The sequence below is a fragment of the Streptomyces ovatisporus genome (assembly GCF_042653885.1).
Classification (GTDB): Bacteria; Actinomycetota; Actinomycetes; order Streptomycetales; family Streptomycetaceae; genus Streptomyces; species Streptomyces ovatisporus.
In genome coordinates this window covers 286,769-310,923 of sequence record NZ_JBHSFH010000004.1, presented here as the reverse complement: position 1 = coordinate 310,923, position 24,155 = coordinate 286,769, and the positions used below count along the sequence as shown (strand labels likewise).

21 protein-coding genes are annotated in these 24,155 nt (G+C 70.3%); 7 read left to right on the top strand and 14 right to left on the bottom strand.

Annotation, left to right across the window (positions count from 1 at the left end; genetic code table 11):
* Positions 1 to 38: 38 nt before the first annotated feature.
* Complete coding sequence (locus ACFPA8_RS06225) at positions 39 to 803, bottom strand: uracil-DNA glycosylase (RefSeq protein ID WP_386443490.1); 765 nt, start codon at positions 801 to 803, stop codon at positions 39 to 41.
* 250 nt (positions 804 to 1,053) lie between these two features.
* Positions 1,054 to 1,671: an AMIN-like domain-containing (lipo)protein gene (locus ACFPA8_RS06220; RefSeq protein WP_386443487.1), complete on the bottom strand. Its 618-nt coding sequence runs from the start codon at positions 1,669 to 1,671 to the stop codon at positions 1,054 to 1,056.
* A 285-nt stretch (positions 1,672 to 1,956) separates the two neighbouring features.
* On the opposite strand from ACFPA8_RS06220, the gene ACFPA8_RS06215 reads away from it, so the two are divergent.
* Positions 1,957 to 4,614, top strand: coding sequence for a helix-turn-helix transcriptional regulator (locus ACFPA8_RS06215; protein ID WP_386443484.1), 2,658 nt, complete (start codon positions 1,957 to 1,959; stop codon positions 4,612 to 4,614).
* A 185-nt stretch (positions 4,615 to 4,799) separates the two neighbouring features.
* Here the strand turns inward: ACFPA8_RS06215 and ACFPA8_RS06210 are convergent, their stop codons facing one another.
* Positions 4,800 to 6,554, bottom strand: coding sequence for a LamG domain-containing protein (locus ACFPA8_RS06210; RefSeq protein WP_386443481.1), 1,755 nt, complete (start codon positions 6,552 to 6,554; stop codon positions 4,800 to 4,802).
* Positions 6,555 to 6,773: 219 nt separating this feature from the next.
* Between ACFPA8_RS06210 and ACFPA8_RS06205 the strand changes: the two genes are divergently transcribed.
* The 3 genes from ACFPA8_RS06205 to ACFPA8_RS06195 all read left to right on the top strand — a co-directional run bounded on the left by ACFPA8_RS06205 (position 6,774) and on the right by ACFPA8_RS06195 (position 9,769).
* Entirely contained in the window at positions 6,774 to 6,977 is a 204-nt protein-coding gene (locus tag ACFPA8_RS06205) for a hypothetical protein (protein WP_386443478.1), read from the top strand.
* Positions 6,978 to 7,374: 397 nt separating this feature from the next.
* The gene (locus tag ACFPA8_RS06200) at positions 7,375 to 7,788 is read left to right on the top strand and encodes a hypothetical protein (protein ID WP_386444661.1); all 414 of its coding nucleotides are present in this window, start codon (positions 7,375 to 7,377) and stop codon (positions 7,786 to 7,788) included.
* Positions 7,789 to 8,803: 1,015 nt separating this feature from the next.
* Entirely contained in the window at positions 8,804 to 9,769 is a 966-nt protein-coding gene (locus tag ACFPA8_RS06195) for a class I SAM-dependent methyltransferase (protein WP_386443475.1), read from the top strand.
* 100 nt (positions 9,770 to 9,869) lie between these two features.
* On the opposite strand, the gene ACFPA8_RS06190 is transcribed toward ACFPA8_RS06195, so the two are convergent.
* From ACFPA8_RS06190 to ACFPA8_RS06175, 4 genes are all read right to left on the bottom strand, one after another.
* Positions 9,870 to 10,772: a MauE/DoxX family redox-associated membrane protein gene (locus ACFPA8_RS06190; RefSeq protein ID WP_386443472.1), complete on the bottom strand. Its 903-nt coding sequence runs from the start codon at positions 10,770 to 10,772 to the stop codon at positions 9,870 to 9,872.
* Between the two features lie 20 nt (positions 10,773 to 10,792).
* The gene (locus ACFPA8_RS06185; RefSeq protein ID WP_386443469.1) at positions 10,793 to 11,410 is read right to left on the bottom strand and encodes a cell wall protein; all 618 of its coding nucleotides are present in this window, start codon (positions 11,408 to 11,410) and stop codon (positions 10,793 to 10,795) included.
* A gap of 11 nt (positions 11,411 to 11,421) precedes the next feature.
* On the bottom strand, positions 11,422 to 11,844 hold the full coding sequence (locus ACFPA8_RS06180; RefSeq protein WP_189037406.1) for an RlpA-like double-psi beta-barrel domain-containing protein: 423 nt from the start codon (positions 11,842 to 11,844) through the stop codon (positions 11,422 to 11,424).
* Between the two features lie 267 nt (positions 11,845 to 12,111).
* Entirely contained in the window at positions 12,112 to 13,404 is a 1,293-nt protein-coding gene (locus tag ACFPA8_RS06175; protein WP_386444658.1) for an MFS transporter, read from the bottom strand.
* 376 nt (positions 13,405 to 13,780) lie between these two features.
* On the opposite strand from ACFPA8_RS06175, the gene ACFPA8_RS06170 reads away from it, so the two are divergent.
* Positions 13,781 to 14,638, top strand: a complete 858-nt coding sequence (locus ACFPA8_RS06170) for an endonuclease I family protein (RefSeq protein ID WP_386443466.1) — start codon at positions 13,781 to 13,783, stop codon at positions 14,636 to 14,638.
* 278 nt (positions 14,639 to 14,916) lie between these two features.
* Here ACFPA8_RS06170 and ACFPA8_RS06165 read toward each other — a convergent pair whose 3' ends face one another.
* The 3 genes from ACFPA8_RS06165 to ACFPA8_RS06155 all read right to left on the bottom strand — a co-directional run bounded on the left by ACFPA8_RS06165 (position 14,917) and on the right by ACFPA8_RS06155 (position 16,898).
* A complete protein-coding gene (locus tag ACFPA8_RS06165) occupies positions 14,917 to 15,474 on the bottom strand; it encodes an NlpC/P60 family protein (protein ID WP_386443464.1) in 558 nt (185 codons plus the stop codon).
* Positions 15,475 to 16,021: 547 nt separating this feature from the next.
* Positions 16,022 to 16,429 carry an STAS domain-containing protein gene (locus ACFPA8_RS06160; RefSeq protein ID WP_386443462.1) on the bottom strand — a complete coding sequence of 136 codons (408 nt, stop codon included), beginning with the start codon at positions 16,427 to 16,429 and terminating at the stop codon, positions 16,022 to 16,024.
* A 37-nt stretch (positions 16,430 to 16,466) separates the two neighbouring features.
* The gene (locus tag ACFPA8_RS06155; RefSeq protein ID WP_386443459.1) at positions 16,467 to 16,898 is read right to left on the bottom strand and encodes an ATP-binding protein; all 432 of its coding nucleotides are present in this window, start codon (positions 16,896 to 16,898) and stop codon (positions 16,467 to 16,469) included.
* A gap of 334 nt (positions 16,899 to 17,232) precedes the next feature.
* Here ACFPA8_RS06155 and ACFPA8_RS06150 point away from each other — a divergent pair, with 334 nt between their 5' ends.
* A complete protein-coding gene (locus ACFPA8_RS06150; RefSeq protein WP_386443457.1) occupies positions 17,233 to 18,123 on the top strand; it encodes an RNA polymerase sigma factor SigF in 891 nt (296 codons plus the stop codon).
* A gap of 269 nt (positions 18,124 to 18,392) precedes the next feature.
* Here the strand turns inward: ACFPA8_RS06150 and ACFPA8_RS06145 are convergent, their stop codons facing one another.
* The 4 genes from ACFPA8_RS06145 to ACFPA8_RS06130 all read right to left on the bottom strand — a co-directional run bounded on the left by ACFPA8_RS06145 (position 18,393) and on the right by ACFPA8_RS06130 (position 22,985).
* On the bottom strand, positions 18,393 to 18,566 hold the full coding sequence (locus ACFPA8_RS06145; protein ID WP_386443454.1) for a CsbD family protein: 174 nt from the start codon (positions 18,564 to 18,566) through the stop codon (positions 18,393 to 18,395).
* A 119-nt stretch (positions 18,567 to 18,685) separates the two neighbouring features.
* Complete coding sequence (locus ACFPA8_RS06140; RefSeq protein WP_386443452.1) at positions 18,686 to 20,116, bottom strand: prolyl oligopeptidase family serine peptidase; 1,431 nt, start codon at positions 20,114 to 20,116, stop codon at positions 18,686 to 18,688.
* Between the two features lie 610 nt (positions 20,117 to 20,726).
* Positions 20,727 to 21,572, bottom strand: coding sequence for a SigB/SigF/SigG family RNA polymerase sigma factor (locus ACFPA8_RS06135; protein WP_386443449.1), 846 nt, complete (start codon positions 21,570 to 21,572; stop codon positions 20,727 to 20,729).
* A gap of 294 nt (positions 21,573 to 21,866) precedes the next feature.
* Complete coding sequence (locus tag ACFPA8_RS06130; protein WP_386443447.1) at positions 21,867 to 22,985, bottom strand: ferritin-like domain-containing protein; 1,119 nt, start codon at positions 22,983 to 22,985, stop codon at positions 21,867 to 21,869.
* Between the two features lie 207 nt (positions 22,986 to 23,192).
* Between ACFPA8_RS06130 and ACFPA8_RS06125 the strand changes: the two genes are divergently transcribed.
* Positions 23,193 to 24,146: an AurF N-oxygenase family protein gene (locus ACFPA8_RS06125; protein WP_386443445.1), complete on the top strand. Its 954-nt coding sequence runs from the start codon at positions 23,193 to 23,195 to the stop codon at positions 24,144 to 24,146.
* Positions 24,147 to 24,155 lie beyond the last annotated feature (9 nt).

Below are 24,155 nucleotides of genomic sequence, written 5' to 3'. Positions count from 1 at the left end.
AACCGCTGCCGGTGGTCGGCGCTTGCGGCAGGCCGACGTCAGCGCTGCGGCAGACCGGCGGTCCGGGCTGCGCCTCGCAGGACGTCCCGGAGCATCTCCGGTGTCAGCGTCCCCGTGAACATGTTGCGCTGGCTGGGGTGGTAGCCGCCGACCAGACGCAGCTCCCCCCGGCCCCGCTCGTCGGCGAGCAGCACCTCACCGCCGTGCCGGAACGCGGGGCGGGGGCGCGGGAGAAGCCATCCCGCGTCTTCGAGTACGGGCAGCAGCGCCTGCCAGGCGAAGCCGCCCAGCACCAGGACGGTGCGCAGGGTCGGACGCAGCAGGTCCAGTTCGCGGGCGAGCCAGGGCCGGCACGTGTCGCGCTCGGCGGTGGTGGGCTTGTTGGCGGGGGGTGCGCAGTGCACGGGCATGGTGATGCGCACGCCGTACAGCTCCATGCCGTCTCCGCGGTGGGTGGCGGTGCGCCGGGAGGCCAGCCCGATGTCGTACAGCGCGGCGAAGAAGACGTCGCCCGACGGGTCGCCGGTGAAGACCCGTCCTGTGCGGTTGCCGCCGTGTGCGGCCGGTGCCAGCCCGACGACGGCGAGTGCCGCGTCGGGCGGACCGAAACCCGGGACCGGCCTGGCCCAGTAGTCCCAGTCCTGGAACGCTCTGCGCTTCGTCCGCGCCGCTTCCTCCCGCCAGGCCACGAGTCTCGGGCAGGCCCGGCAGGTGGTCACCGCCTCCTCCAGTGCGGCAGCGGTGCACAGGCGCGGAGCGGTCGCTGCGGGGAAACGGGGGTCGTCGGGCGGGGGCAGTGACACCTCGTACTCCTCGGGACTGCTCGGGGCGCGCTCAGCTGTGGCCGCACCGGTCACGTACGCGCATATTCCTACCCGGAATACGTGACCGGTGCGGCCGTGCGGCAACCCCGTCCTCCCCCGTCCTCTCCCGTCCCGGCCGGGTCGAGCCCGGGATGCGCGAGGGACGGGATGCGCGAGGGGCGGCCCCGTACGCCGGGACCGCCCCTGTGTGCCTTCCGGCCTGCCTCACTCGCGTGCCGGACCGCCCGGGTCAGCGAGCCGCCGCCCAGGAGTGGGCGACGTCGACGACCAGACGGTCGCCCAGCGGGTGGACGCGGAACGGCAGCCGGGCCCGTACTCCCAGGCCGAGCTGGGTCGTTCCCTCGTAGCTGGCGCCGAAGCGGGCGTCGCGGAACGTCTTGTAGCCCGCGAGGTTCACGCCCGGCAGGGGCTTGCCGCCTTTCCCGCCGTAGGTCGGCTGATGGGTGTCCGGGTCGTAACTCGGTGCGGACGCGACGATCTGGAGGATCGCCCCTCCGCCGATCTCGATGAGGTTCCCCGAACCGTCCTGGTAGAACTTCTCCACGTAGCGGACGTCGTAGGCGGGGGTGCCGGCGGGACTGCCGCTCCGGATGTCGAGGACCATCCTGTCGTAGCAGTCGTGCCGCCCCGTACGGACGTTCGTCAGCGGACGGTTGCCCGTCCCGTCGCCGGTCTTGGGAAGGCTCCCCCAGGTGACGCTGCAGGCGGCTGCGGCAGCGCTCGCAGTCGCCTCGGTGACCCCCTTGGAGCCTTCGGTGCCGCTCGCGGCCGCGGTGCCCACCGACGCGGTGGTCAGAAGCCCGGCGCTGACGAGGACGGCGATGGCAAGCAGCCTGATGTCACGCATGAAGGCCCCCTTGTGGTGCATTCCTCTTACAAAGCTCCAGACACGTGGTAACAGGGCAAAGTTGCACTGATTGCGCTCTTTTCCGGGATTCCCTCGAAAGAGCTGCCCGAAGTCCCACCGGTGCGGCGAGAGTTCCCGGCCGCAGCCCGGACGTGCCGGCGGTGGCGGGCCGCCGGTGCGCGAGCCGCGTCGCGAAGTCCGCGCATGATCGGACAACTCTGCAGCGGACAGACACTTCGGTACGGCATCGGCCGTACTCTGCTCGTGAGGGGTACACGGAACCCGGTGCCCGACTCACGGGAGGGGGACGGAGTGGGTGGTCCGACCCCATGGCCGTTCGCCGGACGGGAGCCGGCGGTCGCCCAGTTCGACGATGCGCTCGCCGGAGAGCGGTGTCAGGCGTTCGTCGTCCACGGCCCGCAGGGGGCCGGAAAGTCCCGGCTCGCCCATGTATGCCGGGAGAGGGCGGAGGGGCGCGGTCATGCCACCGGCAAGGCGGTCGCGGTCTCCGAGAACCCGTTCCCCCTGGCCTCGCTGGCGCATCTGCTCCCGCAGGGCTCCCATGTCGACGACCCCGTCGCCCTGTTCAGGAGGACACGCGAGGCTCTGGCCGAGGAATGCCCGGCCGGTGCGGCCGGCAGGCGTTTCGTCCTGGTGGTGGACGATCTGGACGGCCTGGACGAGGCATCCGCCTCCCTCATCGGCCAACTCCTCGAAGCCGGCGTGCTGTTCCTCGTCGGCACCGTCACCTCGCTGCGGGCGCTGAAGCCCGTCGCGTACTCGCTCCAGGCGACGGGAGCGGCCCACCGCGTGGACCTGGCCCCGCTCGACGAACGGCAGGTGGGCGAGGTGATGCGCCAGGCACTCGGCGGGCCGGTGGAGCCGCGCACGGCGACCCTCATGCACAGGACGAGCGGGGGGAATCCGCGCTGCCTGCGGGAGTTCGTGCAGTGCTCGCTGGAGAGCGGCGGCCTCGTGCACGACGGGGAGTCGTGGACGCTGGTCGCGGAGGTGCCCTCCACACCGCTGCTCGCAGAGCTTCTGCAGAGACGTCTCGCACACGTCGCCCCGGAGACCCGCAGGACACTCGACCGGATCGCACTCTGCCAGCCCGTGGAGGCGGCGGGCCTGCCCGACAGTGCGATGGACGAGCTGGAGGAGCTGGAACTCGTCACGACGACGCGGGACGGCCGTCGCGAGTCGGTGTCCCTGAATCATCCGGCGCACGAGAAGGTGCTCCGGTCGCTCATATCGTCCTCGGCCCGTCGCCGCATCCTCAACGAGGAGGTGGAGCTTGTGCGTTCACGCGGCGCCAGGAGACTGACGGACAAGATCAGGATCGCCTCGTGGCAGCTCGCCGCCACCGGATCGGCCGACCCGGACACGCTGCTGCGAGCAGCGACACTCGCCCGCAGAACCCAGAACTTCCGCCAGGTGTGCGAGCTTTCGAAGGCCGCCTGCCGTGACAGCGAGGAGACGCTCCCCCGGCTGCTGCTGGCCGAGTCGCTGTACGAACTCGGCGATCTGGACAGCGCCTGGGAGGTCTTCGAGGAGGCCGCCCCGAGAGCGGAGGGTGAACTGGACCGCCTCCTCGTGGCGCTGGGCAAGGCCAGGCTGCTGGCCTGGGGCTTCATCGACGGTGAGAAGGCGCTGAAGGTCAGCGCGGACGCCATGGACGGGATCACCGAACCCGCGTACAGAGACGTGCTGACGGCCGTACGCGGCGCTGTCTTCATGGCCTTCGGGAGGCCCGAGGAGGCCCTGGAGGCGCTCCGTGGCGTGCCTCTCGACGGCAACTGCATGGCCGGCCTGTTCGGGAAGGGTCCCAGGGCCGCAGCGATGGTGGCGACGGGCAGTGCCAGGCACGGACTCGGGCTCGCGCGGGAGGCGTACGCCGAACGCCTCGGCCTGGAGGACTCGTTGGGGATACCTCACCCGGTGCAGTACCTCAGCACGGTGATGTTCGCCCTGGAGGAGGAAGGCCGTCTCGACGAGGCGTACAGCACCGGGGAGAAGGGCTGGCAAGAGGCGCTGGCCGACGACGCCGCAGGCGCGCAGGCGTGGATCGCCGCCGCGCTGGCGCGGTGTTCGCTGCTGCGCGGCCGGCCCGCCGAAGCGCGGCGCTGGGCGTCCCAGGCCGTCTCCGTGGCGGCACGCAACTCGCTGGTCGGCACCCTGCACATGGCCTTGGCCCGCAAGGCGGAGGCCGCGGCCCTGATGCAGGACGTACCTGCCGCGGCGAAGGCGCTCAGCGAGTGTGAGGGACTGCCGGGCTGGGGAGCCTTCCGCGCCGAACTGCCCCTGGGGCGGGCGTGGTTGTCGGCTGCCCGGGGCAACGTCCAGGAGAGCCGGAACGTCCTGTGGAACGCTGTCGGGAGTGCTCGGGCGGCAGGCCACCTGGCGAGCGAGTCGCGGCTGCTCACGGACATCGCTCGGCTGGGCGACGCCGCCGGGGCGGCGACGCGGCTGCTGGAGATCCGCCGGTCCATGGACGGTGCTCTGGTCGCGGCCCGTGCCTCGTACGTGTCCGCCCTCGCCGCCGGCGACGCGCGGCAACTCCTGGACAGTGCACACGTGCTGGCCGGTACGGGGGCCTCGCTCCCGGCCGCCGAGGCCGCCGCGTCGGCCTGCCTGCAGTTCGGCCGCGACGGGGAGCAGCGTGCGGCGACCGCCGCCGAGAACCTCGCGCTCTCGCTTCAGCGGCAGTGTGAAGGGGCGAGTACGCCGGGGCTGTCGGCACTGGGGGTCGCGAAGCATCTCACCACGCGGGAGGCGGAGATCGCGCGTCTCGTGTGCGCGGGGCTCACCAACGCCGAGGTGGCCGAGGCGGTCACGATCTCCAAGCGTACGGTCGACAACCATCTCCAGAACATCTACCGGAAGCTGGGCGTCAGCAGCAGACGCGCGCTCAGATCGGAGTACCTGCGGGAGGACTTCGCCTGAACCGGACGGTCCGCCCTGCCGGTCGGCCGACCGGGCCGCCGGTCCGCGGACCTCGGCGCGGACCTCGGCGCCGGACCAGGCAGCCGCGCCGCCCCCACGACACGTCGCTGCGAACTCGCGGACGCAGCACGGACGTCGAGCCCTGCACCCCGCTCGTCCGGCCCGCCGGCTCCGAAGGGTCCGGTTCAGCTGCGGGCGAGCGCCCGCACTTCTCTCGGCGAGAGCGCCTTGCGGAAGGCCCTCACATCGTCGATCGAGCCGTCGAATCCGCGGATGAACTCGTCGCCCTCCAGGCTCCGTCCGACGACGAAGTCACCGTCCGCCGAGAAGTCGCCGTCCAGTTCGTCGGTGTCTTCGAGCCGGCCGTCGACGTAGAGGCGTACCTCGCTTTCGGAGTCGTCGTAGACGCCCGTCACATGCGTCGACACTCCTGTCGCGGGACCCCGGTCCCCGACCGCTTCGACGAAGTCCGTGTCGTCCGAGTCCTCTTCGGGGATGCGCATCTCCCAGCGGTCCTCGTCCCCGTCGTACTGGAGCTGGAACCCGCTGATCTCGCCGGCGTCCTGGCTGGCGACGGTCTGGAACTCCCCGGTGTCCCCGAGCTTCACATCCGCCGAGACGGAGAAGCTCTCCTCCGTGTCGACGACGGGGCCTTCCGCGGCGACCGACTGCTGCCCGTCGAAGTCGATGGCTCCCGCGTTCAGGAAGCGCGGGAGCGGACTCCCGACGAGGGTCCCGTTCAGCCCGTTGCCCGAAGTGTCCTTCGTGATGCCGCCGTCGACTCCGTCGAAGAGCCATTCGAGGGCCGCCCCGCGGACCGGGGGCCGGGACGGGCGTCCGGTCCCGCTCGGCTCCCCCGGCTTGGAGGGAGTGGTCTTCGTGGCCGTGACGGTCGACGTGGCCGTGGCGGTGGCCGTCGACGGAGCGGGGCGAGGCGGTTTCGGCGACTGGGAGGACTTCCCGGGGGGAGTGACCGGCTCACTGCTCTGCGGATCTCCCGGCCGGAGAGCGCCCGAGTACGCGAGGGCGACGACGAAGGAGCAGAGGGCGACGAGGGCCGCGCTCTGCAGCACCCGGTTGATGCGCCGGTTCCTGCCCCTCTCCGCGCCGGAGCCCCCGCCCCCGAAGGCCCGGCGGAACCTGCCGGAGCCCACCGGCGCCGCGTGCGGGACGAGTTCGCTGCCGGTGACCATCACGGGGAGGCTGGAGCTGGCGTACTCCGAGCCGCCCCACGGCAGAATCGCCTGGGCCAGGAACGTCCCGCAGTCGGAGTGCATCCGGCCCAGGTCGGCGACCGCGCGGGAGCAGTAGGCGCAGACTTCCAGATGCGGAACGAGGTCCGCTGCGATGTCGATGCTCTTCTGGTCGGCGTAGGCCAGCACCATGCGGTGGAACCTGCGGCATTCGTCGACAGCGCCGTCGTGGAGGATCTGGACGTAGGAGGTGTAAAGCTCCCTGCGCGCACGCCTGTCCAGGAACGAGACCCCTTCCACACCGGGGCCGAGCAGGTTCTCTATCCGCTCGTCGTCGTCATGCTCCACGGCGCGGTGCCACAGCACCGTCTGGCTCTTGTCGGAGAGGTCGGCGAAGGCACGCGCCGGAAGAGTGGGAGGAGGAAGACCGGGCCCCACGGAGTCCTCGGAGATCACCACGGGCTGGGACTCGATCCACTCGGCCAAGTCCGCGTCGAGCGCGCTGCGTTCATCCGTACCGGCCCAGTCCGCGGCTGTGCGCAGCACCTCTGAGAGTGCGTACGGACGTACGGCGCCCGTGGCGCTGCCGTCCTGCAGCCGAAGCGCCCGGCGCCAGGCCTGGACGGCGAGTTCGTCCGCGGCGAGGGAACTGATGGCGCATACCGAGGCGAAGGCCCTCACGGCCGGGAAATGCCGCAGTTCCAGTTCGCCGAGGGCAGGCAGAGAGGACTCTCCCCCTTCTCGCACGAGTGGGAGCAGCTCGGCATCTGACAGTCGCGCGCAATCCATCCGTTCGTTCAATCCCTACGCAGTCGACGGCGTCTCTGACGACACGGATGCCTCACGGGCCCGCTCGGCACCGGGACCGTCCACGGACAGTCGGTTGTGGTCACCCTCCAGCTCACCGGATGGTGACCGAAAACGCCATAGGCAATAGGTACCTAGTACTACGGCCCGGATGGTGACGTGGGCGTTTCCGGAGAATTGTGCGAGCTGCGAGCGCTGCCGGGCACCCCCTGCCTCGCGGGTACGGACGGCGGCCGGCCCTGGCACGGACCGGGCGGCGGCCCGGCCGTGGATCTGACGCTCGTGGCGGACGAGACCCTCGACGGCGGCCTCGTATGGCTGCTGTACCGCGTGACGGAGCGTGCTCCGGCCGCGACCGGGTAGGTCGACAGGACGGACGGCGGACGGCATGCTTGTCGCGGCTGCACCTCGTTCTCCTGCTGTTGCCCTGGCCGTCCGGTAGCCCGGAAGTCCGGGGAGCCGGCAGCCCGGGAGTCCGGGGAGCCGCTGGAGCGCCGGCTCGCCGAGCCGGGCCTGTACGACCTGGCGGACGGCGGGGGCGCGACATCGCAGTCACGCTGCTCGTGGGGGCACGGGCGTTCCCCCGCACGCGGCGACCGCGAGTAACGCACCGGGCCCACGACGGCGCTGAGGGAATGCGGGCCCCGGAACGAGCCGTACGCGCCGAATGATTTCCGGAGTGGCTCGCTGTGGTCATTCTGCTCCATCGACGAGACGCCGACGTGCGTCGGATTGGGACCTCGTGAGCCATCCCGAACCCATGCCCGGGCAGCCGTACCCCTACGGGTCGCAGGGCGGACCTCCTCCGCACCCGGAGTACACGCAGGGTCCTCCGCCTCCCCCCGGGTACGGGCAGCCGGAGCCCCCGCCCCGCCGGGAGCGCCGTCCGCGTGACGGAGGCGGTTCGGCCAGGACCGCCCTGATCATCCACACGATCGCGGACATAGCCGCCGTCTTCCTCGGCCTGTGGATCCTGCTGTACCTGCTCGAGGCGAACCAGGCGAACCCCTTCGTGGAGTTCGTGAAGGGCGTGGCCGACTGGCTGGCCTGGTGGGCGCAGGACATCTTCACGATGGACAGCGAAGGTGTGCGCGTGTTCCTCAACTACGGCCTGCCCGCCGCCATCTACCTGCTTGTCGGCCACGGGATCTCCGCACGCGTACGGCGGCTCTGACCTCCCGCGGGAGCCCTTCCGGAGAAGGGCGCCGACCGGGTAGGGCGCCGACCGGGTAGGGCAGGTGCTGGAGCGCAGTGACCTGCCCGGCGTCCCCGCTCCCGGTCGCCGGCCCCCGGCCCCCGGCCCCAGCAGGAGGCTCATCGCGGCGCGTACGGCCTGCGCGGCGGGGCCGGCCTCTGACGCAGCTCCCACAACGGCCGTGACGGTGACGCCGATGCCTGCCGCCACCACCAGTACGGCCACGAGGGGGCGGCCTGTGCACCCCGCGCCCGGTCCTGATCCACCCGCTTGCGGCCCCCGGAACCACCGCCGACGACGGCCGGGCCACCGGCTGCGTCCGCGCTGCGAGACGGCCGCGCTCCACGTCCAAGACCGGCCGGACCGGCGACGTCACCGGCCGGGGCGGGATGCCGCACTCTGCGACAGCCCGAATTCATTGCGTAGCAGAACTGCCTTCCGCACGGCCCGGGAAACGACCGGCGGAGCGGAATCCATGGCTGCACACATTCGACCAACTGATGAAGAGGGCAAGCATTGTTGGGCGAAAACGGTGCAGCCGTGAACGCCAGGGAGACCATTTGACCGGCAGGTGATCCGCGGGGATTTCCGCACCGCACTCCGGACACTCCCAGGAGTCGACTCAGCGGCGACTCGACGAGCGTCGGACCCGGCGGCTTCCCCTCGTCGCCACATCGCCGGACCCTCCCGAACCGCCAGGACGGAACGGGCGATACCGCACCGAAAGCTGTCCGCTGCGTATGCACCCGATCACCTTTCGCAGTCACAAAAGCCGGGGCAGAGGTCACGGACAAAAAGATGGCCGCAGCACAATTGTTTTGCGCCATTCCGGATGACACTGTGGCCCGAAAGCCGTCCCGAGAGGTGCCTCATGGTGTCTGCAAAACGGGCCGTCGCCCGTGCCGTTTACGGATCGCGATACGACAGCGTGCCGTGGGCGCAGCGCGTCTATGTCAGGCCGGGGGAGAGAGCTGCCAGGGAGCTGCAATGGCGCTTGAAGCTGCGCACTTCACCGGTGATATCCCTCGATGAATACCGCTCCCGCGTCAAGCTCGGGGCGATCGAGGAGTTCATCACCTGCCACATGTGCGGGGAGTCACGCCAGCAGCCGCTCTACGAGCCGTCCAGGACGAAGAAGAACGGCAGGACGGCGTGGACCTATCACGTGGTGCGCTGCCCGTCGTGCGGCTTCCTCTACCGCAATCCCAACATCCTTCCCGAGCGGCTCGGAGATCTGTACTCCCAGAACTACAGCACCTTCCTGACCGGGAACTACGCCGCGAACAGGCAGCGCCGCTACCAGCAGGCCATGGACGCCTTCAGCCCGGTCTTCGCCGAGGGCGGCGGCCGCCGGCTCCTCGATTTCGGCTGCGGTGCGGGGTACTTCCTGGAGCTGGCCGAGCAGCGCGGCTTCGACGCGTGCGGCGTGGACCTCTCCCCCGACTCCGTGAAGGAGGCCAACGAGCGTCTGACGTCGGCCGCCGCCCACTTCGGCGCACCCGAGGACGTACCGGAGATCGCAGCAGGCGGCTTCGACGTGATCACCCTGTGGTCGGTGCTCGCCCATCTGCCCCGTCCCGTCGAGGACTTCCGCGGGTTCCGTGACCTGCTCGGCCCCGGCGGCGTACTGATGATCCTCACCGTGAACGCGCAGTCGCTGCTGCTGAAGGCATACGGTTCCCGCTGGAACGGCTTCACCCGGAACCACCTGATGTTCTACTCGCGCGAAACCCTTCCCCTGCTGCTGCGGCAGGCCGGTTTCGCGGGTGTGGCCTTCGAACCGTTCTACGGCGACACGATAGAAGCGGGCACGACGAGGCTGAGCGCCAGGCACAGCCGCCGGCTGAAGCGCGGGGTCGACGCCGGCGACGGCGGCAACATGATGCGCGCACTCGCCTTCGCCGACGAGAAGGCGATCGAACGCTGGGGCGACGGCCGTCCCGTGCACCGGGTGGGCTGACTCCTCCGGCGGACGGACGGGAAGCGCGGAAGCGGTATCCCTCTCGGTACCGCCTCCGCGTCCCCGGCCGGCCTCAGGGATGTCCGGCCCTCTGCGCCCGTCAGCCGGCGACGGGCAGCGCCGTACGCGGGCGCACAGCCGCCAGGTCCACGCCCACCGGCTCCCCCGTGTCCGCGTCGACGACGCTCACCCGGGCGGCGGGAGCCCCCGCTGTGTCACGGCTCGCCGTCGCGTCCAGAGCGAACACGACGGATACCGGACGGGCCCCGCCGCCCTCCTCGACGTACACGCCGGAGTAGAGGAGGAACCGCCAGCCCGCCTCCTCCCAGTGGTCGAGGAGCCCGGACCGGACCACCGGCGAAGCGGCCTGCCAGGCAAGGGAGTTCTCCAGCAGCTGCACGGTCGCGGCAACCGGCACCTGCTTCCCGCCGGCGGCGCCCGCCAGGGGATGCCCGAAGATCCGCAGCCGCGTACGGCGCAGCGGCAGCAGCCACCAGCGGTCGAGGTCGACGGAGAGCACCGTCAGGACCGCGCCCCCGGCGGCCAGTACCGCCGCCGAAGCCGCGGGCCGGTCCCCCACGGTCGTCCACCAGGCGGCGGACGCCGTGGCAGCCGCGACTCCCCCCGCGAGCACGAGACCGGCGCGTGCGAAGGCCCGCCACGTCACCGGTGCCGAGTCGTTCGCCGTACAGCCGCAGGAGGACTCCGGCGCGATCACCCGTGCCCGGCCGAGGTATCCGGCGAAGCCGGCACCGAGCAGGGCGGTCGCCACTCCGGGCAGCGGACTGTGAGGCACTGCCAACAGCCCTGCTGCGAGCACGAGTTCGGCGAGACCCGTGGCCCGTAGCACCTGGACGGCCCGTTCGCTGCTGCTCAGCATGCGGGCGAGGGCGGTCTTGGGCGCCTGCTGTGCGGCGCGGGAACCGAAGAGCTTCGACGCGCCTGTCCAGCCCAGGAGCACGGCCAGAACGACAGGGGCGAGGCTCGATGTCGTCGAGAGCATCTCTTCCTCTCCTGCGCCTGTCAGTGCCCGACCGAGACCCGTACGACGTCCACCGAGCCGTCGGACGGCCGCCACGCGCCGAGGACTTGAGCACTCTGGCCGATGCGCAGCCGCGAGAGGTCGGAGGTGGGCGCGCGGCCCGCGTAGGACGCGTTGGTGTCCGCGATGACGTTGCCGGTGATCTCGTGGTTGCCGTGCGCGAGATGCAGCCGCTGCTTCTCGATGCCGCGGATAGTGGTGTGGAGGTTGACGATGTTCACCCACACCGCGTCCGCGGCGATGGTGCCGTCCGGCATCTTCACACCGCGCGCGTAGAGTCCGTCGCCGACCTCGATCACCTTGGCCGTGGTGGGGCGGACCTTCCACACGCTGGTCGCGTTGGTCATCCGGACGCGGGAGTGGTCCCCGTACGATCCGGCGACCTCCAGCACGCTGCCGCTGATGGCGGTGATCCTGCCCTCCACGAACGAGGACTTGCTGATCGCCGGGTCGAGCGACGGCTGCTGCGCGGCGAAGGCGGCGTCGGCGTCGATGCCCCCGAGGGCGGTGGCTCCGACGATGGTGGCGCCGCCGAGGGCTGCGCGGGCGAGGAGGCGTCGACGGTCGATGCCACCGCTGTTTCCGTGGTGTGCGGTCATCCCGGTTCCCCTCACTCGTAGATGTAGACCGGCAGCATGCCGGAGCTCAGGTCGCCGAGCGCCGAGTAGGCGGCGGGCGTCAGGTCGAGGACGCGGTTGGTGCGGCACTGGCCGTTGCAGCAGGAGGCTTCGCCGCACCACTCCTTCGTACGGGGACCGCAGTCGGTGATCGTGATGCAGACGGTGGCGCCGGAGCACTGGTGCTTGACGTTCATCACCGATCCGCAGCCGCGTCTCGGGATGTTCTCGCCGCACAGGTCGGGCCGGGTGATGTCCCAGCATGCCTGTGAAGCGTTGGGCCAGGCGCCGTGGTTGGCGCTGGACTGGCAGTTGCCGCACGCGCCGCCTCCGGCGCCGGTGCAGGGTCCCCATGCGTTGCCGCAGCAGAACCAGCTCGTCTCACCGGCCCAGAGGCTGGTCGATCCGCAAGCCATGGTGCTGTCCTCTCTGTGAATTTGACAAAGACATGACATGCACATGTGCCGACGTGAGCCCCTGTTTCTGTGCGTGAGGGTGGGGCCCGAGCGGCGGGTGGTGATGGCCTTACTGGCGGAGCGGTCCAATGATGCGCGTGTCTACGCGTGTTGGCCAGAGTGTCCGTTCACCGTCTGTGGTCGGTCCAATGACGGAAGGGAGCGGCCGCGCCGCCCTGGCACCGCCCGGCGCCGGGTTCGGCGCGGACCCTCCCGGACCACCGGACGCTACGCTGCGCGGTACCGGCGCAGCGCCGGCATCGTCAGTGCCAGCGCGAGCATGGCGACGACGACGAGCACGCCGCCCCCGGTGACGGCCGTACGCGCACCCAGCGCGGAGCCCGCGGTGCCGTGGAGGAGGTCCGCGACGCGCGGTCCGCCCGCGACGACCACCGTGAACACTCCCTGCATCCGGCCTCTCATGGCGTCCGTGGCCACCGACTGCAGGATCGCCCCGCGGAAGACCATCGAGACCATGTCGGCGACACCCCCCAGCGCGAGGAAGGCCACCGCCCACCACAGGCTGCCGCTCAGCCCCGATCCCGCGACGGCCGCGCCCCAGGCGATCACCGCCCCGATGACCATCAGCCCGTGCCGGCGCACACGGGAGAAGGTCCCCGAGAGCAGTCCGCCCGCCACGGCGCCGAGGGGGATCGCCGCGAAGAGCAGCCCGAGAGCGAACCCCTCGCCCCAGGACCCGTAGGCGGTGGCGGCGAGTTGGGGGAAGAGCGCCCGCGGCATGCCGAGGACCATGGCGACGATGTCGGCGAGGAAGGACAGCAGCAGCACCTGGTGTGCGGCGATGTAGCGGAAGCCGGCGGCCACTTCGCGCAGCCCCGCCCGCCGGGGCGCCCCGGCACCCCGCCCGGACGGGTCCGACGGCGGCAGCGCCGGCAGCCGCCAGACGGCGACGAGAGCGGCGCAGAGCGCGAGCGCGTCGACGAGGTACAGCTCCGGCAGCCCGGCCAGGGGGATGAGCGCACCGGCCAGCAGCGGGCCGAGCACCATGCCCGTGGCGGAGACGGTCGAGACGAGCGCGTTGGCGGCGGGGAGCTCCGACGAGGGGACGAGCCGGGCGACCGAGGCGCTGCGCGTAGGGAAGTTGATACCGAAGAACGCCTGCTGCGCCGCGAGCAGCACCATCAGCAGGAGCACGGACTGCGCCCCCGCCGCGGCCTGGACCCAGAAGAGCAGGGACGTCGCGGCGATGCCCGCATTGGTGATCAGCAGCAGCCTGCGCTTGTCCATGCTGTCGGCGATCGCGCCGCCCCACAGTGCGAAGAGTACGAGCGGTACGAGGCCGGCGAGGCTTGCGTATCCGACCCATGCGGAGGAGCCGGTGACGTCGTAGACCTGCTTGGGCACGGCGACGGCTGTGAGCTGGCTCCCGACAGCGGTCACCGTGGTCGAGGACCACAGGCGCCGGAAGGCGGGGTGCCGCAGCGGACGGGTGTCCATCAGGAGCCGGCGCACTCCCGTCCGGGGCGGGGTCTCCCGCACCGGCTCTCCGGCTTCCTCCAATGCCGCGCGCTGCTCGGTGGGTTCGGCGCCGTGCACGGCAACTCCGGTTCGTCGTACATCGATTCGGGCCGGGCAAGTATCCCCTGGCCGGCACGGACGTGGGGCGCCCGGGCGGCCGGGACGGACGCCTCCCCGACCGCCCATTCTGCCAACAGGCCCTGCACGCCCGGGAATTCAGCGGGTGAGCCCGGAGTCGCCCTGGGTGACCGCGCAGGCGTCTTCACATTACCCACACGTAACAATTTCCCATCTGGCACGCATTGGTGTTCGACGCAGTGGAAGGCTTCCCAGCGGCCGATCACCCTTCGGCCGGTGCCGCGTTGCGACCCCCACACTTGCGCGCGCGGTGCCACATCCTCGGGGAGAGGACGTAAAAGTGGATTCCACCCGCTCCGTCGCCCGCCGCAGAACGCTCACCGCGCTCGCGGGCACCGCAGTGATAGCCGTGGCCGTGCAGATACCTGCCACGGCCGGTTCCCCCACAGTCTCGGACTCCCGCGCGGGCGGCTCCTCCGCCGCACAGTCCGCTTTCAGCGCGGCCGCCGACGATGAGTACTACAAGGACGCCGAGGGCAAGACCGGCGAAGAGCTCAAGACGGCCCTGAACAAGATCATCAGCACCGGCGCGACCGCCATCTCGTACGACGAGGTCTGGGACGCGCTGAAGGAGACCGACAAGGACCCGGACAACGCGGGCAACGTCATCCTTCTCTACTCGGGCGCCTCCGCCCCCGCCGACAACAACGGCGGCGGCGAGGACCAGTGGAACCGCGAGCACACCTGGGCGAAGTCGCACGGCGACTTCGGCACCGCCACCGGACCGGGCACCGACGTGCACCACCTGCGTCCCACGAACGTCAAGGTCAACAGCACCCGCGGCAGCAAGGACTTCGACGAGGGCGGCGAAGAAGTCGAGGGCGCGCCGGGCAACTTCACCGACGAGGACTCCTTCGAGCCGCGCGACGAGGTCAAGGGCGACGTCGCCCGCATGATCCTCTACATGGACGTGCGCTACGAGGGCGCGGACGAGTTCCCCGACCTGGAAGCCAACGACGACGTCAACAACGGCTCCAAGCCCCTCCACGGACGGCTGTCCGTACTCAAGAAGTGGAACGAGGCGGACCCGCCGAGCGAGTTCGAGAAGAACCGCAACCAGGTCATCTTCGACAAGGTCCAGCACAACAGGAACCCGTTCATCGACCACCCGGAATGGGTCGGCGAGATCTACAAGTAGAGGCCGGGACACATTTGTTCCGCTTCCACCGGTAGCACCGGGAGCACATTCCGGAATGCCCTCGCCCCTGAATCGACGGGGCGGGGGCATTCCGCCGTCCACTCACATCCGGGACGACCGGGCCGCCCTTTCACGCGGTCGGGGAAATGACCCGTGGCGCGGGTGCGCAGCACAATGCCCTCGTCCCCGGAGAACTGGGGACGAGGGCATCCGTGGGTCAGCGCGCCGGCCCCGCGCCGACCCGACTGAGCCCGGCCGGTACGGCCAAGGGGGTGGGCTCAGTACTTCTTCGGCCGGTAGGCGTCGTACTCGTCGTTGCCGAGGCCGTAGCTGCGTGTGCTGTGGTCCGTGCCGTGGCCGCCGCGCTGCTCGTAGGCCCTGTAGGACTTCTTGGCGGAGCTGGTCCACTTCTCGAAGATCACGACGTGACGGGTGGTGTTGCTGCCGTTCGCGTCGATGATGAGGTCGCCCTTCTTCAGCTGCGACGTCTTGATCTTCGTCGTGAAGTCCGAGGAGGCAAGGCCGACGGTGTTCGTGCCCGGCTTCCCGTACTTGAGCGCCATGCTCACGTAGCCGGAGCAGTCGGTGCGGTAACCGCCGAAGGTCTTGCTCTGGCTGTAGGGCACCTGGTGGCCGTCGACAGCCGTCAGCCACGTCTTGGCGCGCTTGATGACCGTGTCACGGCTGATGGCGGCCTTGGTGCCGGCGTCACTGCTGACGGACTTCTTCGCCTGCGGCTGCTCCGTCGAGTCCCCCGCGATGGCGGAAGGCGCGAACGGTGCGAGTACCGCGGCACCCGCGACTATCGGCAGAACGGTGCGCGTAATTCGCTTCATGTTTTTCCCCGTGCAATCTCGGAGTTTCCCCTGGGGGCGGGCGGTCGGGTGCTCCGTACGGGCTGAGCGGCCATATTCGCCGTACGGGAACGGGGGTGCATTCGTGCTTCTTCTCTCCCGACGGCCGGGAACGTTATGGGGAGTTCCTCGCGGCCGTCAAGACATTCCTGGGAACCGTGCTCGTCAATTCCGTTCGCGGGACCTGGAATTCGGGCACGCCGGTACGTCCGTCCGGCGCGGCCCCGAATCGGCCCGGTCGTCGGACACCGACGGCCGGTTCCGTGTCCGGGGGTCTGTGACGTGCTGGCCTCACTCGGGGGTCGGGTGTGGGGGGTGGCAGTGGGGGGTCATGAGCGCGCGACGGTCATGCACGCGTCATGCCTGGCCGCACATACTTCCCTCCGCCCCCAGGGGGCCGCATGAGTACATGTACTCAGATCGAGCGAGTGCGAGTTCCCCGTCGAGCACCACCGCTCAGCGCTGCCCCACCGCGGGGGCGGCCCCGGGCAACTCCCGGGCAGAGCAGGGGATTCGGGCCGGCGTCACGTCACCGCTGGGTACGGGCCGCCGCTTGAAGTGCCGCAGCCGGGGAGTCGTGCAGGTTGAGCACGCTCTCGATGCCGGTGATCTCGAAAAGCCGCCTGACGACGGGATGCAGCGGCCCGCCCAGGTGCAGCGACGTACGCGCATGGGTGCGCAGCAGCATGTTCAGCGCCGAGGAGTCGGCGAAGGTCACGCCGGAGAGGTCGATGACAAGACTGTCCGGCTGCGCCGCGAGCGCGGCATCGAGGACCGGCGTGATCTCGTCGACGACGTCGAGGTCCAGGTCCCCGGAGAGGGTGAGGACCTCCGTACCGTCCCGTCGTTCCCGGAACACGGGGGACGGAGCGCCGTCCGCTCCGCTCTCCTGCTGCTTCGGGCCCGGCTCGCGGGCCGCATCGTCACCGGTCGTCACAGCGTCATACATTGTCATACGCGGGGGTTTCCGGAGGTCAGGATGCGGTCACGGGCACATGTCCCGGATGCAGCCACTGCGCGCGCATCGTCTTCCCGCCCGAGGCGGCCACCACTTCGAGCGAGTCGGCGCACTGCTCGGCGATCCGCAGCCCCCAGCCGCCGCTGCCGTCGAGCCGTCCCGGACGCCAGCGGGGCGGCGAGGGGTCGTTGTCGGTGACGTCCACACGCACACGGTGCCGCTCCGCCTGGACACGCAGGGACCACCGCCCACGGGCGTGCCGCTGCGCGTTGGTCACCAGTTCGGACACGACCAGGAGGACCCCTGCAAGATCCACCCAGGACGAGGTGCGTACCAGGTGATCCTCGACGGCCCTCCTCACGTCCCCGATGTCCTTGCACTTCGAATCCAGGAGAAGCACTTCGCGCTCCCCGTCGCCCGTCGCCGTGGCAATTCGCCCCGAAGACACAGGCGTCACCTCCACTCCCCGGTTCAGGTGACCGGCTCGTCGACCTGTCGCCCGCTCCGCGCGCGCCGCCCCTCGGCGAACAGTGCGCGTCGCGCTGCGGGGTGCGTCTTCAGCATGTCCGGTACTCCTCAGCTCGCCTCTCATCACCGTCGCTCCATGCGCTTGCCCGGCCACAGTCGCCCCATGCCGAACGCGCGCCCATCTGCTCGCGCAATATTTCGCATTGCGCAACAAAACGGACAACAGGAGGAACTGGTGCGCTTGTTCAGCAGCAAGGTGGGTACGCGGACAGCCCGACCGGTTGTTCCAACGAGGTGAAGGGCAGGTCCCAGCGATGACTTCCGCCACGCCGACCGTAGCGACAGCGGAGAATGCCACAACCGAGGCGACCGTCCCGGACGGACGGGCAGTTGAGGAGGCATCGGACCAGCTGCCTGCGATCGACGCGCCGGAGAACCTCGCACCCGAGGACGCGCGCCAGCTTTCGAAGACCCTGTTCGACAGGCTCACCGTCCTGGAGGAGGGGACGCACGAGTACCAGTACGTGCGGAACACCCTCATCGAGATCAACCTCACGCTTGTCCGGTACTCCGCACGCCGCTTCCGCTCGCGCGGCGACGACATGGAAGACATCGTGCAGGTCGGCACCATCGGCCTGATCAAGGCGATCGACCGTTTCGACCTGTCGCGGGAAGTGGAGTTCACGACCTTCGCCATTCCCTACGTCGTCGGTGAGATCAAGCGTTTCTTCCGCGACACCACTTGGGACGTGCGGGTCCCGCGCCGTCTGCAGGAGATGCGGATGGACCTGGCGCGGGCCAACGACAAGCTCACCTCCAGGCTCGGCCGGTCCCCCCGCGTGAGTGAACTCGCCGAACACCTCGGAGTGACCGAGGAAGAGGTCGTCGAGGGACAGGTGGCCGCCAACGGCTACAACTCCTCCTCGCTCGACGCCACCGTCAACGACGAGGAGGGCGAGGCCTCGCTGGCGGACGTCCTGGGCGAATGCGACGGTGCCATGGACCTCGTCGAGGACTTCCACGCGCTCAAGCCGCTGCTCGCCCAACTCTCCGACCGGGACCGGAAGATCCTCGAGATGCGGTTCGGCGACGAGATGACGCAGGCGCAGATCGGCGAGCATCTCGGCCTCTCCCAGATGCATGTCTCGCGACTGCTCAGCCGCAGCCTGTCGGCACTGCGCGAGGGCATGCTCGCAGGCAGCTGAGCGGCGTCCGCGCTGCTCGCCCGCCACGGGAGCCCGTTGTCACACGTACAGCCTGAGCAACCGGGACGCAGAGAACCGCAGCACATGAAGGGGGCCCGTGACGGCGAGTCCGTCACGGGCCCCCTTCATGTGCTGCGCGGCATCGGCGCGTCGGTCCCGGATGCTCCGGTTCGTCGAAGGGTCCGGAGGGGTTCCCGTCGTCCGGTCGCCACGGACCGGAGGACGAGAACCGGCACTTCGGACCTGTGCACGGGCCGACTGCCCGAAGCTCAGTGCCGGAAGGCGTCCTTCGCCTTCTCCGCCGCCTGCCGGGCGTCGCCCCTCGACTGCTCGGCGCGGCCTTCGGCCTCGAGCCTCTCGTTACCGAGCGTGCGGCCGACGGTCTCCTTGACCTTGCCCTTGATCCGGTCGGCCTTGGCCTGGTTCTTCTTCTCCGTGCTCACGGGTGACTCCTCCTTCCGAGAAGTTCTCGGGTGACACAGCCTCCGGGTGCCCGGGGCCCCGGGTGGAAAACGTCGCGAGCCGGCCCGTACAGCCTTCGACCGCCCCCGCGCGGCCGTCGTCACCGGAGCGGACACTCCGTCAGGAGCTCGTGCTGTGAAGCCTGTCGGGGCCTGGCCACGGTACGGCCGGCCGGCGGCCGGTGCCCGTCGCCGAGCCAGTCCTCGAGTGCGGTGAACGCGGAGCGGTGGCACGGCGTGAGGGGACGGAGCTTGTCGGGGAAGGTGTCGGCCAGCGAGTCGACGTGGTTGCCGTCCTCGATGCGGTAGTAGCGGAAGAGCTTCTCCCGGCCCGCCTCGCGCACCATGCGGGCGTATACGTCGGAGTCCTTGCTGATGGGCAGCAGGGTGTCGCGCGTGCCGTGCAGGGTGATGAGGGGCTTGCCGATCCTGCCGGTGAGTCCGGCCTTCGCGGCTGCGTCGTGCACGTCGCCGGGGCGGGACGCGTAGTCGTAGTCGGCGTCGCAGGGCGGCCCGCCCGGCGTGCCCGGAGTGCAGAAGGGTGTGCCGGCCTCCGTGCCGCCGTCGAAGCCGGGGTCGATCTCTTCGCGGTAGATCCGCTGGGTGAGGTCCCAGTAGTTCTCGTGGAAGTACGGCCAGAGGAACTCGGTGCCGCGCGGGAACCCCGCCGCGTGCATCTCGCGCCGGGCCTTCTCCGCGCCGGGCCCGCCCTGTGCGTACGCGGGGTAGTGGCGCAGCGCGGGCGGCAGGAAGGTGAGCAGGTTCGGGCCCTTGCCGTCGGCCCGCCACAGCGTCCCCTCCCAGTCGACGCCTCCGTCGTAGAGCTCTGGGTGGTTCTCCAGCTGCCAGCGCACGAGATAGCCGCCGTTGGACATCCCCGTGGCCAGCGTGCGGGCAGGCGGACGCCGGTAGTGCCGGGCGACGGTGGCGCGGGCTGCGCGCGTCAGCTGGGTCACGCGCCGGTTCCACTCCGCGACGGCGTCCCCGGGCCGGCGTCCGTCCCGGTGGAAGTGCACGCCGGTGTTGCCCTTGTCGGTCGCGGCGAAGGCGTAGCCGCGCTCGACGGCCCAGTCACCGATGGCCCGGTCGTTGGCGTACTGCTCGCGGTTGCCGGGCGAACCGGTGACCACCAGGCCGCCGTTCCAGCGCGCGGGCAGCCGGAGGACGAACTGGGCGTCGTGACCCCAGCCGTGATTGGTGTTGGTGGTGGAGGAGTCGGGGAAGTAGCCGTCGATCTGGAGGCCCGGCACACCACGCGGCGTAGGCAGCTTCTCGGGGGTGAGGCCGGCCCAGTCGGCGGGGTCGGTGTGACCGGTCGCCACTGTCCCGGCGGTGGTCAACTCCTCCAGGCACGCGGCTTGTTGGTGTGCGGCGCCGGGTACGCGCGGGACGTCCGTACGAGCGCAGCCGCGGTCCCCGTGCTGCTGGGCGGCAGCGCCGTCCGGAACGGGGAGGGAGAGCAGCGCCAGGGTGAGGGCGGCGAGCGTGGCGAGGCGGTACGGGCGTCGTGCCGTGCTGTTGGCCCGTGTCATCCGGGAGCCTCCGTAGGCGGGGTCGAGGGGCGGGAAGGGTGACTGACGCGACTGCCCCGCGCGGTGGGCCGCGCGGGGTGACGGCAGGCTACGAGCGCCGGTGCGCGCCCCCCACGTCGTGATCCGACACCTTCGACGGCCCCGCCATGGTGCCGTGCGACATGGCCCGCGGCGCGCGGAGCGACAGCGGCGGGTTCAGGGGTTCAGCGGAGCGCGTGGCCGGCCGGTCTCCGGCGGACTCGGGGCGTACCCGCCGCGCAGCGCGCAGCCGGGTCCCACCGCGCAGACAGCCCCACGCCGGTGGTGCGGCGGCACGAGGGGTGCGGCGGCACGAGGGGTGCGGCGGCACGAGGGGTGCGGCGGCACGAGGGGTGCCGCGGCACGCTGCGGCTGAGGACGCCGGAGCGGACGGCTGCACCGGCCCCTCGCCGGCGACCGCACAGGTCGCCCCCGGAGCCGGCCGCCCCGGCATGTCCTCGTGCCGACGGTTCCGGCGCAGCCCGGCGCGCAGTCCGCGGAGCCCGCGCGCCGCTTCCGGCGCACGGGCTCCGCAGGGCGTTCGCGCCTCCTGGTGCCGTGCCGGGCCTCGCGAGCCTTCCCGGCCGCAGCGCTAGACCGTCATCGGGGTCCGCTCGGCGGAGGAGTCGTGGGCACGCGCCACCTCGGCCTCCACCTCGCGGTGGAGCCGCTCGCAGGTGCGGCTGATGAGGCGCGAGACGTGCATCTGGGAGATGCCCAGCTGCTCGGCGATGCTGCTCTGCGTCATGTCGCAGAAGAAGCGCAGATACAGGATGTAGCGCTCCCGCTCGGGAAGGTTGCGCAACTGCGGCTTGACGGCTTCGCGGTAGGTGACGCGGTCGAAGCCCGGCTCGGTGGCGCCGAGGGTGTCCAGGAGGGAGTAGCCGTCCTCGTTCTTGGACAGTTCGGCGTCCAGGGAGAGGGCGCTGTAGCTCTCCAGCGCCTCCATGCCGATGACGACGTCCTCCTGGCTCAGTCCGCTGTGCTCGGCGATCTGGGCGACCGTGGGCGAGCGGTCGTCGAGCGTCACGCCGAGTTCGCGGCTGCTCGCCCGGACCCGGTTGCGCAGCTCCTGCACCCGGCGTGGTACGTGCAGGTCCCACATGTAGTCGCGGAAGTGCCGCTTGATCTCGCCCACGATCGTGGGCACGGCGAAGCTCTCGAAGGCGCAGCCGCGCGCCGGGTCGTACCGGGCCACGGCCTTGACCAGTCCGAGCGCGGCGACCTGCTGCAGGTCCTCGAGATTCTCGCCGCGGTTGCGGAAGCGCTGGGCGAGCCTGTCGGCCATCGGCATCCAGGCGCGCACCACCTCCTGGCGCAGCTCCTCCTTCTCGGGCCCGTCGGGCAGGGACGTGATGCGCTCGAAGTGGGCCGCGGTGTCGGGTGCATCGTCATGCGGGTGGCGTGCGTGCTTCGCACGGAAACGAACGGCTGACATGACCTGCTGCCTCCCGGTGCACGGTGATCTTGGGTAGCGCATCACCACGGGAGTGGACACAGCGATCAAGCGCGGCGGCGCCGACCGCCCTCCCGCAGCTGTGCCTACTGGCCGAAGCACATGGTGCTCAAAAGCACCTAAAGAGTAATGAAATCGTCTGTTACTCCCGATCCCCTTCAAACTACGTCCAGGAGGAGCGAAGTGCCACACGTAGGCCCCGGTACGCCGTGAGGCGTCCGGGGCCGTTCGTGCAAGCAGCCTTCTTCGCGGCCGAGTTGGCGGCAGGCGGCGGAGTCAGCTCTCCGATTCCACCCGCTTGCCCTGGGCAATCGCCTCATCGACCTCGGCGGTCCGCTCGGCCTCCTCCGCCGCGAAACGCTCCGCGTCGAGCTTCTCGGCGATCTCCTCGTCCTGTGCCATCAGCAGGTCGAGGTTCTGGTTTCCCATCTCGAAGACGCCCATGTCCACGTACGCCCGCTGCAGGCGTTCGCCCCACAGTCCGATGTCGCGCACGCAGGGCACGATGCGGCTGAAGAGCAGCTGCCTGAAGAGCTTGAGGAAGTCCGACTGCTCGCTGAAGGTCTCGGCCTCGGCGCGCGGGACGCCGAAGTTCTCCAGCACCTCGACGCCCTTGAGCCGGTCCCGCATCAGGTAGCAGCCCTCGATGACGAACTCCTCGCGCTCCCGCAGCTCCGCCTCGGTCAGCTGCTTGTAGTAGTCGCGCAGCGCCATCCGCCCGAAGGCGACGTGCCGGGCCTCGTCCTGCATGACGTAGGCGAGGATCTGCTTGGGGAGCGGCTTGTTCGTGGTGTCGCGGATCATGCCGAAGGCGGCGAGGGCCAGCCCTTCGATGAGGACCTGCATGCCGAGGTAGGGCATGTCCCAGCGGGAGTCCCGGAGGGTGTCGCCCAGCAGCGCCTGCAGGTTGTCGTTGATCGGGTAGAGCATCCCGATCTTCTCGTGCAGGAAGCGCCCGTAGATCTCCGCGTGCCTGGCCTCGTCCATGGTCTGCGTCGCGGAGTAGAACTTCGCGTCCAGGTCGGGCACGGACTCCACGATCCTGGCCGCGCAGACCATGGCGCCCTGCTCGCCGTGGAGGAACTGGCTGAACTGCCAGGATGCGTAGTGCTGCCGCAGGTCGGCGCGCTCGGCGTCGCTCATCTTGTCCCAGTAGGACGTGCCGTAGAGCGAGATGGCCTCGTCCGGGGTCCCGAGGGGGTCCTTCGGGTCGACCTCCAGGTCCCAGTCGATGCGCAGCTGCCCGTCCCACTGCTTGTCCTTGCCCTTCTGGTAGAGGGCGAGGAGGCGGTCGCGGCCGTCGTCGTAGTCCCAGCTGAATCTGGCCGATCCCGAGGCGGGAACCTCCCATTCCTCGGCTCCTGGACTGCCTACGTAGAGGTCGTGCGTGGACATGGACGCCTCCTCCTGCGGACCGGCGGGGTCCCCCGGGGCCCCCTGGGCCGGCGGGGACGGTGAATCGCAGGCTCACACGCCGGTTACCGCCGGGTCAACAAAGACGGTGCAATGTGAGCGCGGGGGATTGACGGGCTTACTGACAGGCAGTCTCATAAGAGAACGGCTGACGTAACCTTCGGTAACTCGACGAAGAGGTGCCCCAGCATGACGATCACTCCAGAGACGGCCGCCGGCAAGCCCGCGCCGGAAGCGCTCCGGGACGCCCTCGGTCTGATCAGGGACCGCGAGCAGGTCGCGGAGCGTCTGCTCAGCTCGTCCAAGAAGCACTCGTTCGACCCCGACACCGAGCTCGACTGGGACGCGCCCCTCGAAGAAGGCAAGTGGTTCTGGCCGCCGGAGCTCGTCTCGCTCTACGGGACCCCCATGTGGAAGCGGATGTCCGAGGAGCAGCGCCTGGACCTCTCCCGCCACGAGGCCGCCTCGCTGGCCTCCCTCGGCATCTGGTTCGAGATCATCCTCATTCAGCTGCTCGTCCGCCACATCTACGACAAGTCGCCGACCAGCAACCACGTGCGGTACGCGCTCACGGAGATCGAGGACGAGTGCCGGCACTCCAAGATGTTCGCCCGCCTGATCGGCAAGAGCGGCTCGCCCGCCTACCGCGTCTCCCGCCTGCACCACAACCTCGCCCGGCTCCTGAAGACGGTCTCCACCACACCCGGCTCCTTCACCGCCACCCTCCTCGGCGAGGAGATCCTCGACTGGATGCAGCGGCTCACCTTCCCCGACGAGCGCATCCAGCCCCTCGTCCGCGGCGTCACCCGCATCCACGTCGTCGAGGAGGCCCGGCACGTCCGGTACGCGCGGGAGGAACTGCGCCGTCAGATGGTCGGCTGTCCGCGCTGGGAAGCCGAACTGACGCGCATCAGCTCCGGGGAGGCCGCCCGGGTCTTCTCCCTCTCCTTCATCAACCCCGAGGTCTACACGAACGTCGGCCTGGACAGGCGCGAAGCCGTCGCCCAGGTCAAGGCCAGCGGCCACCGCAGGGAAGTGATGCAGACCGGCGCCCGCAGGCTCACCGACTTCCTCGACGAGATAGGCGTCATGCGCGGCGTCGGACGCAAGCTGTGGGTCAGCTCCGGACTCCTCGCCCGCTGAGTGCCTTTC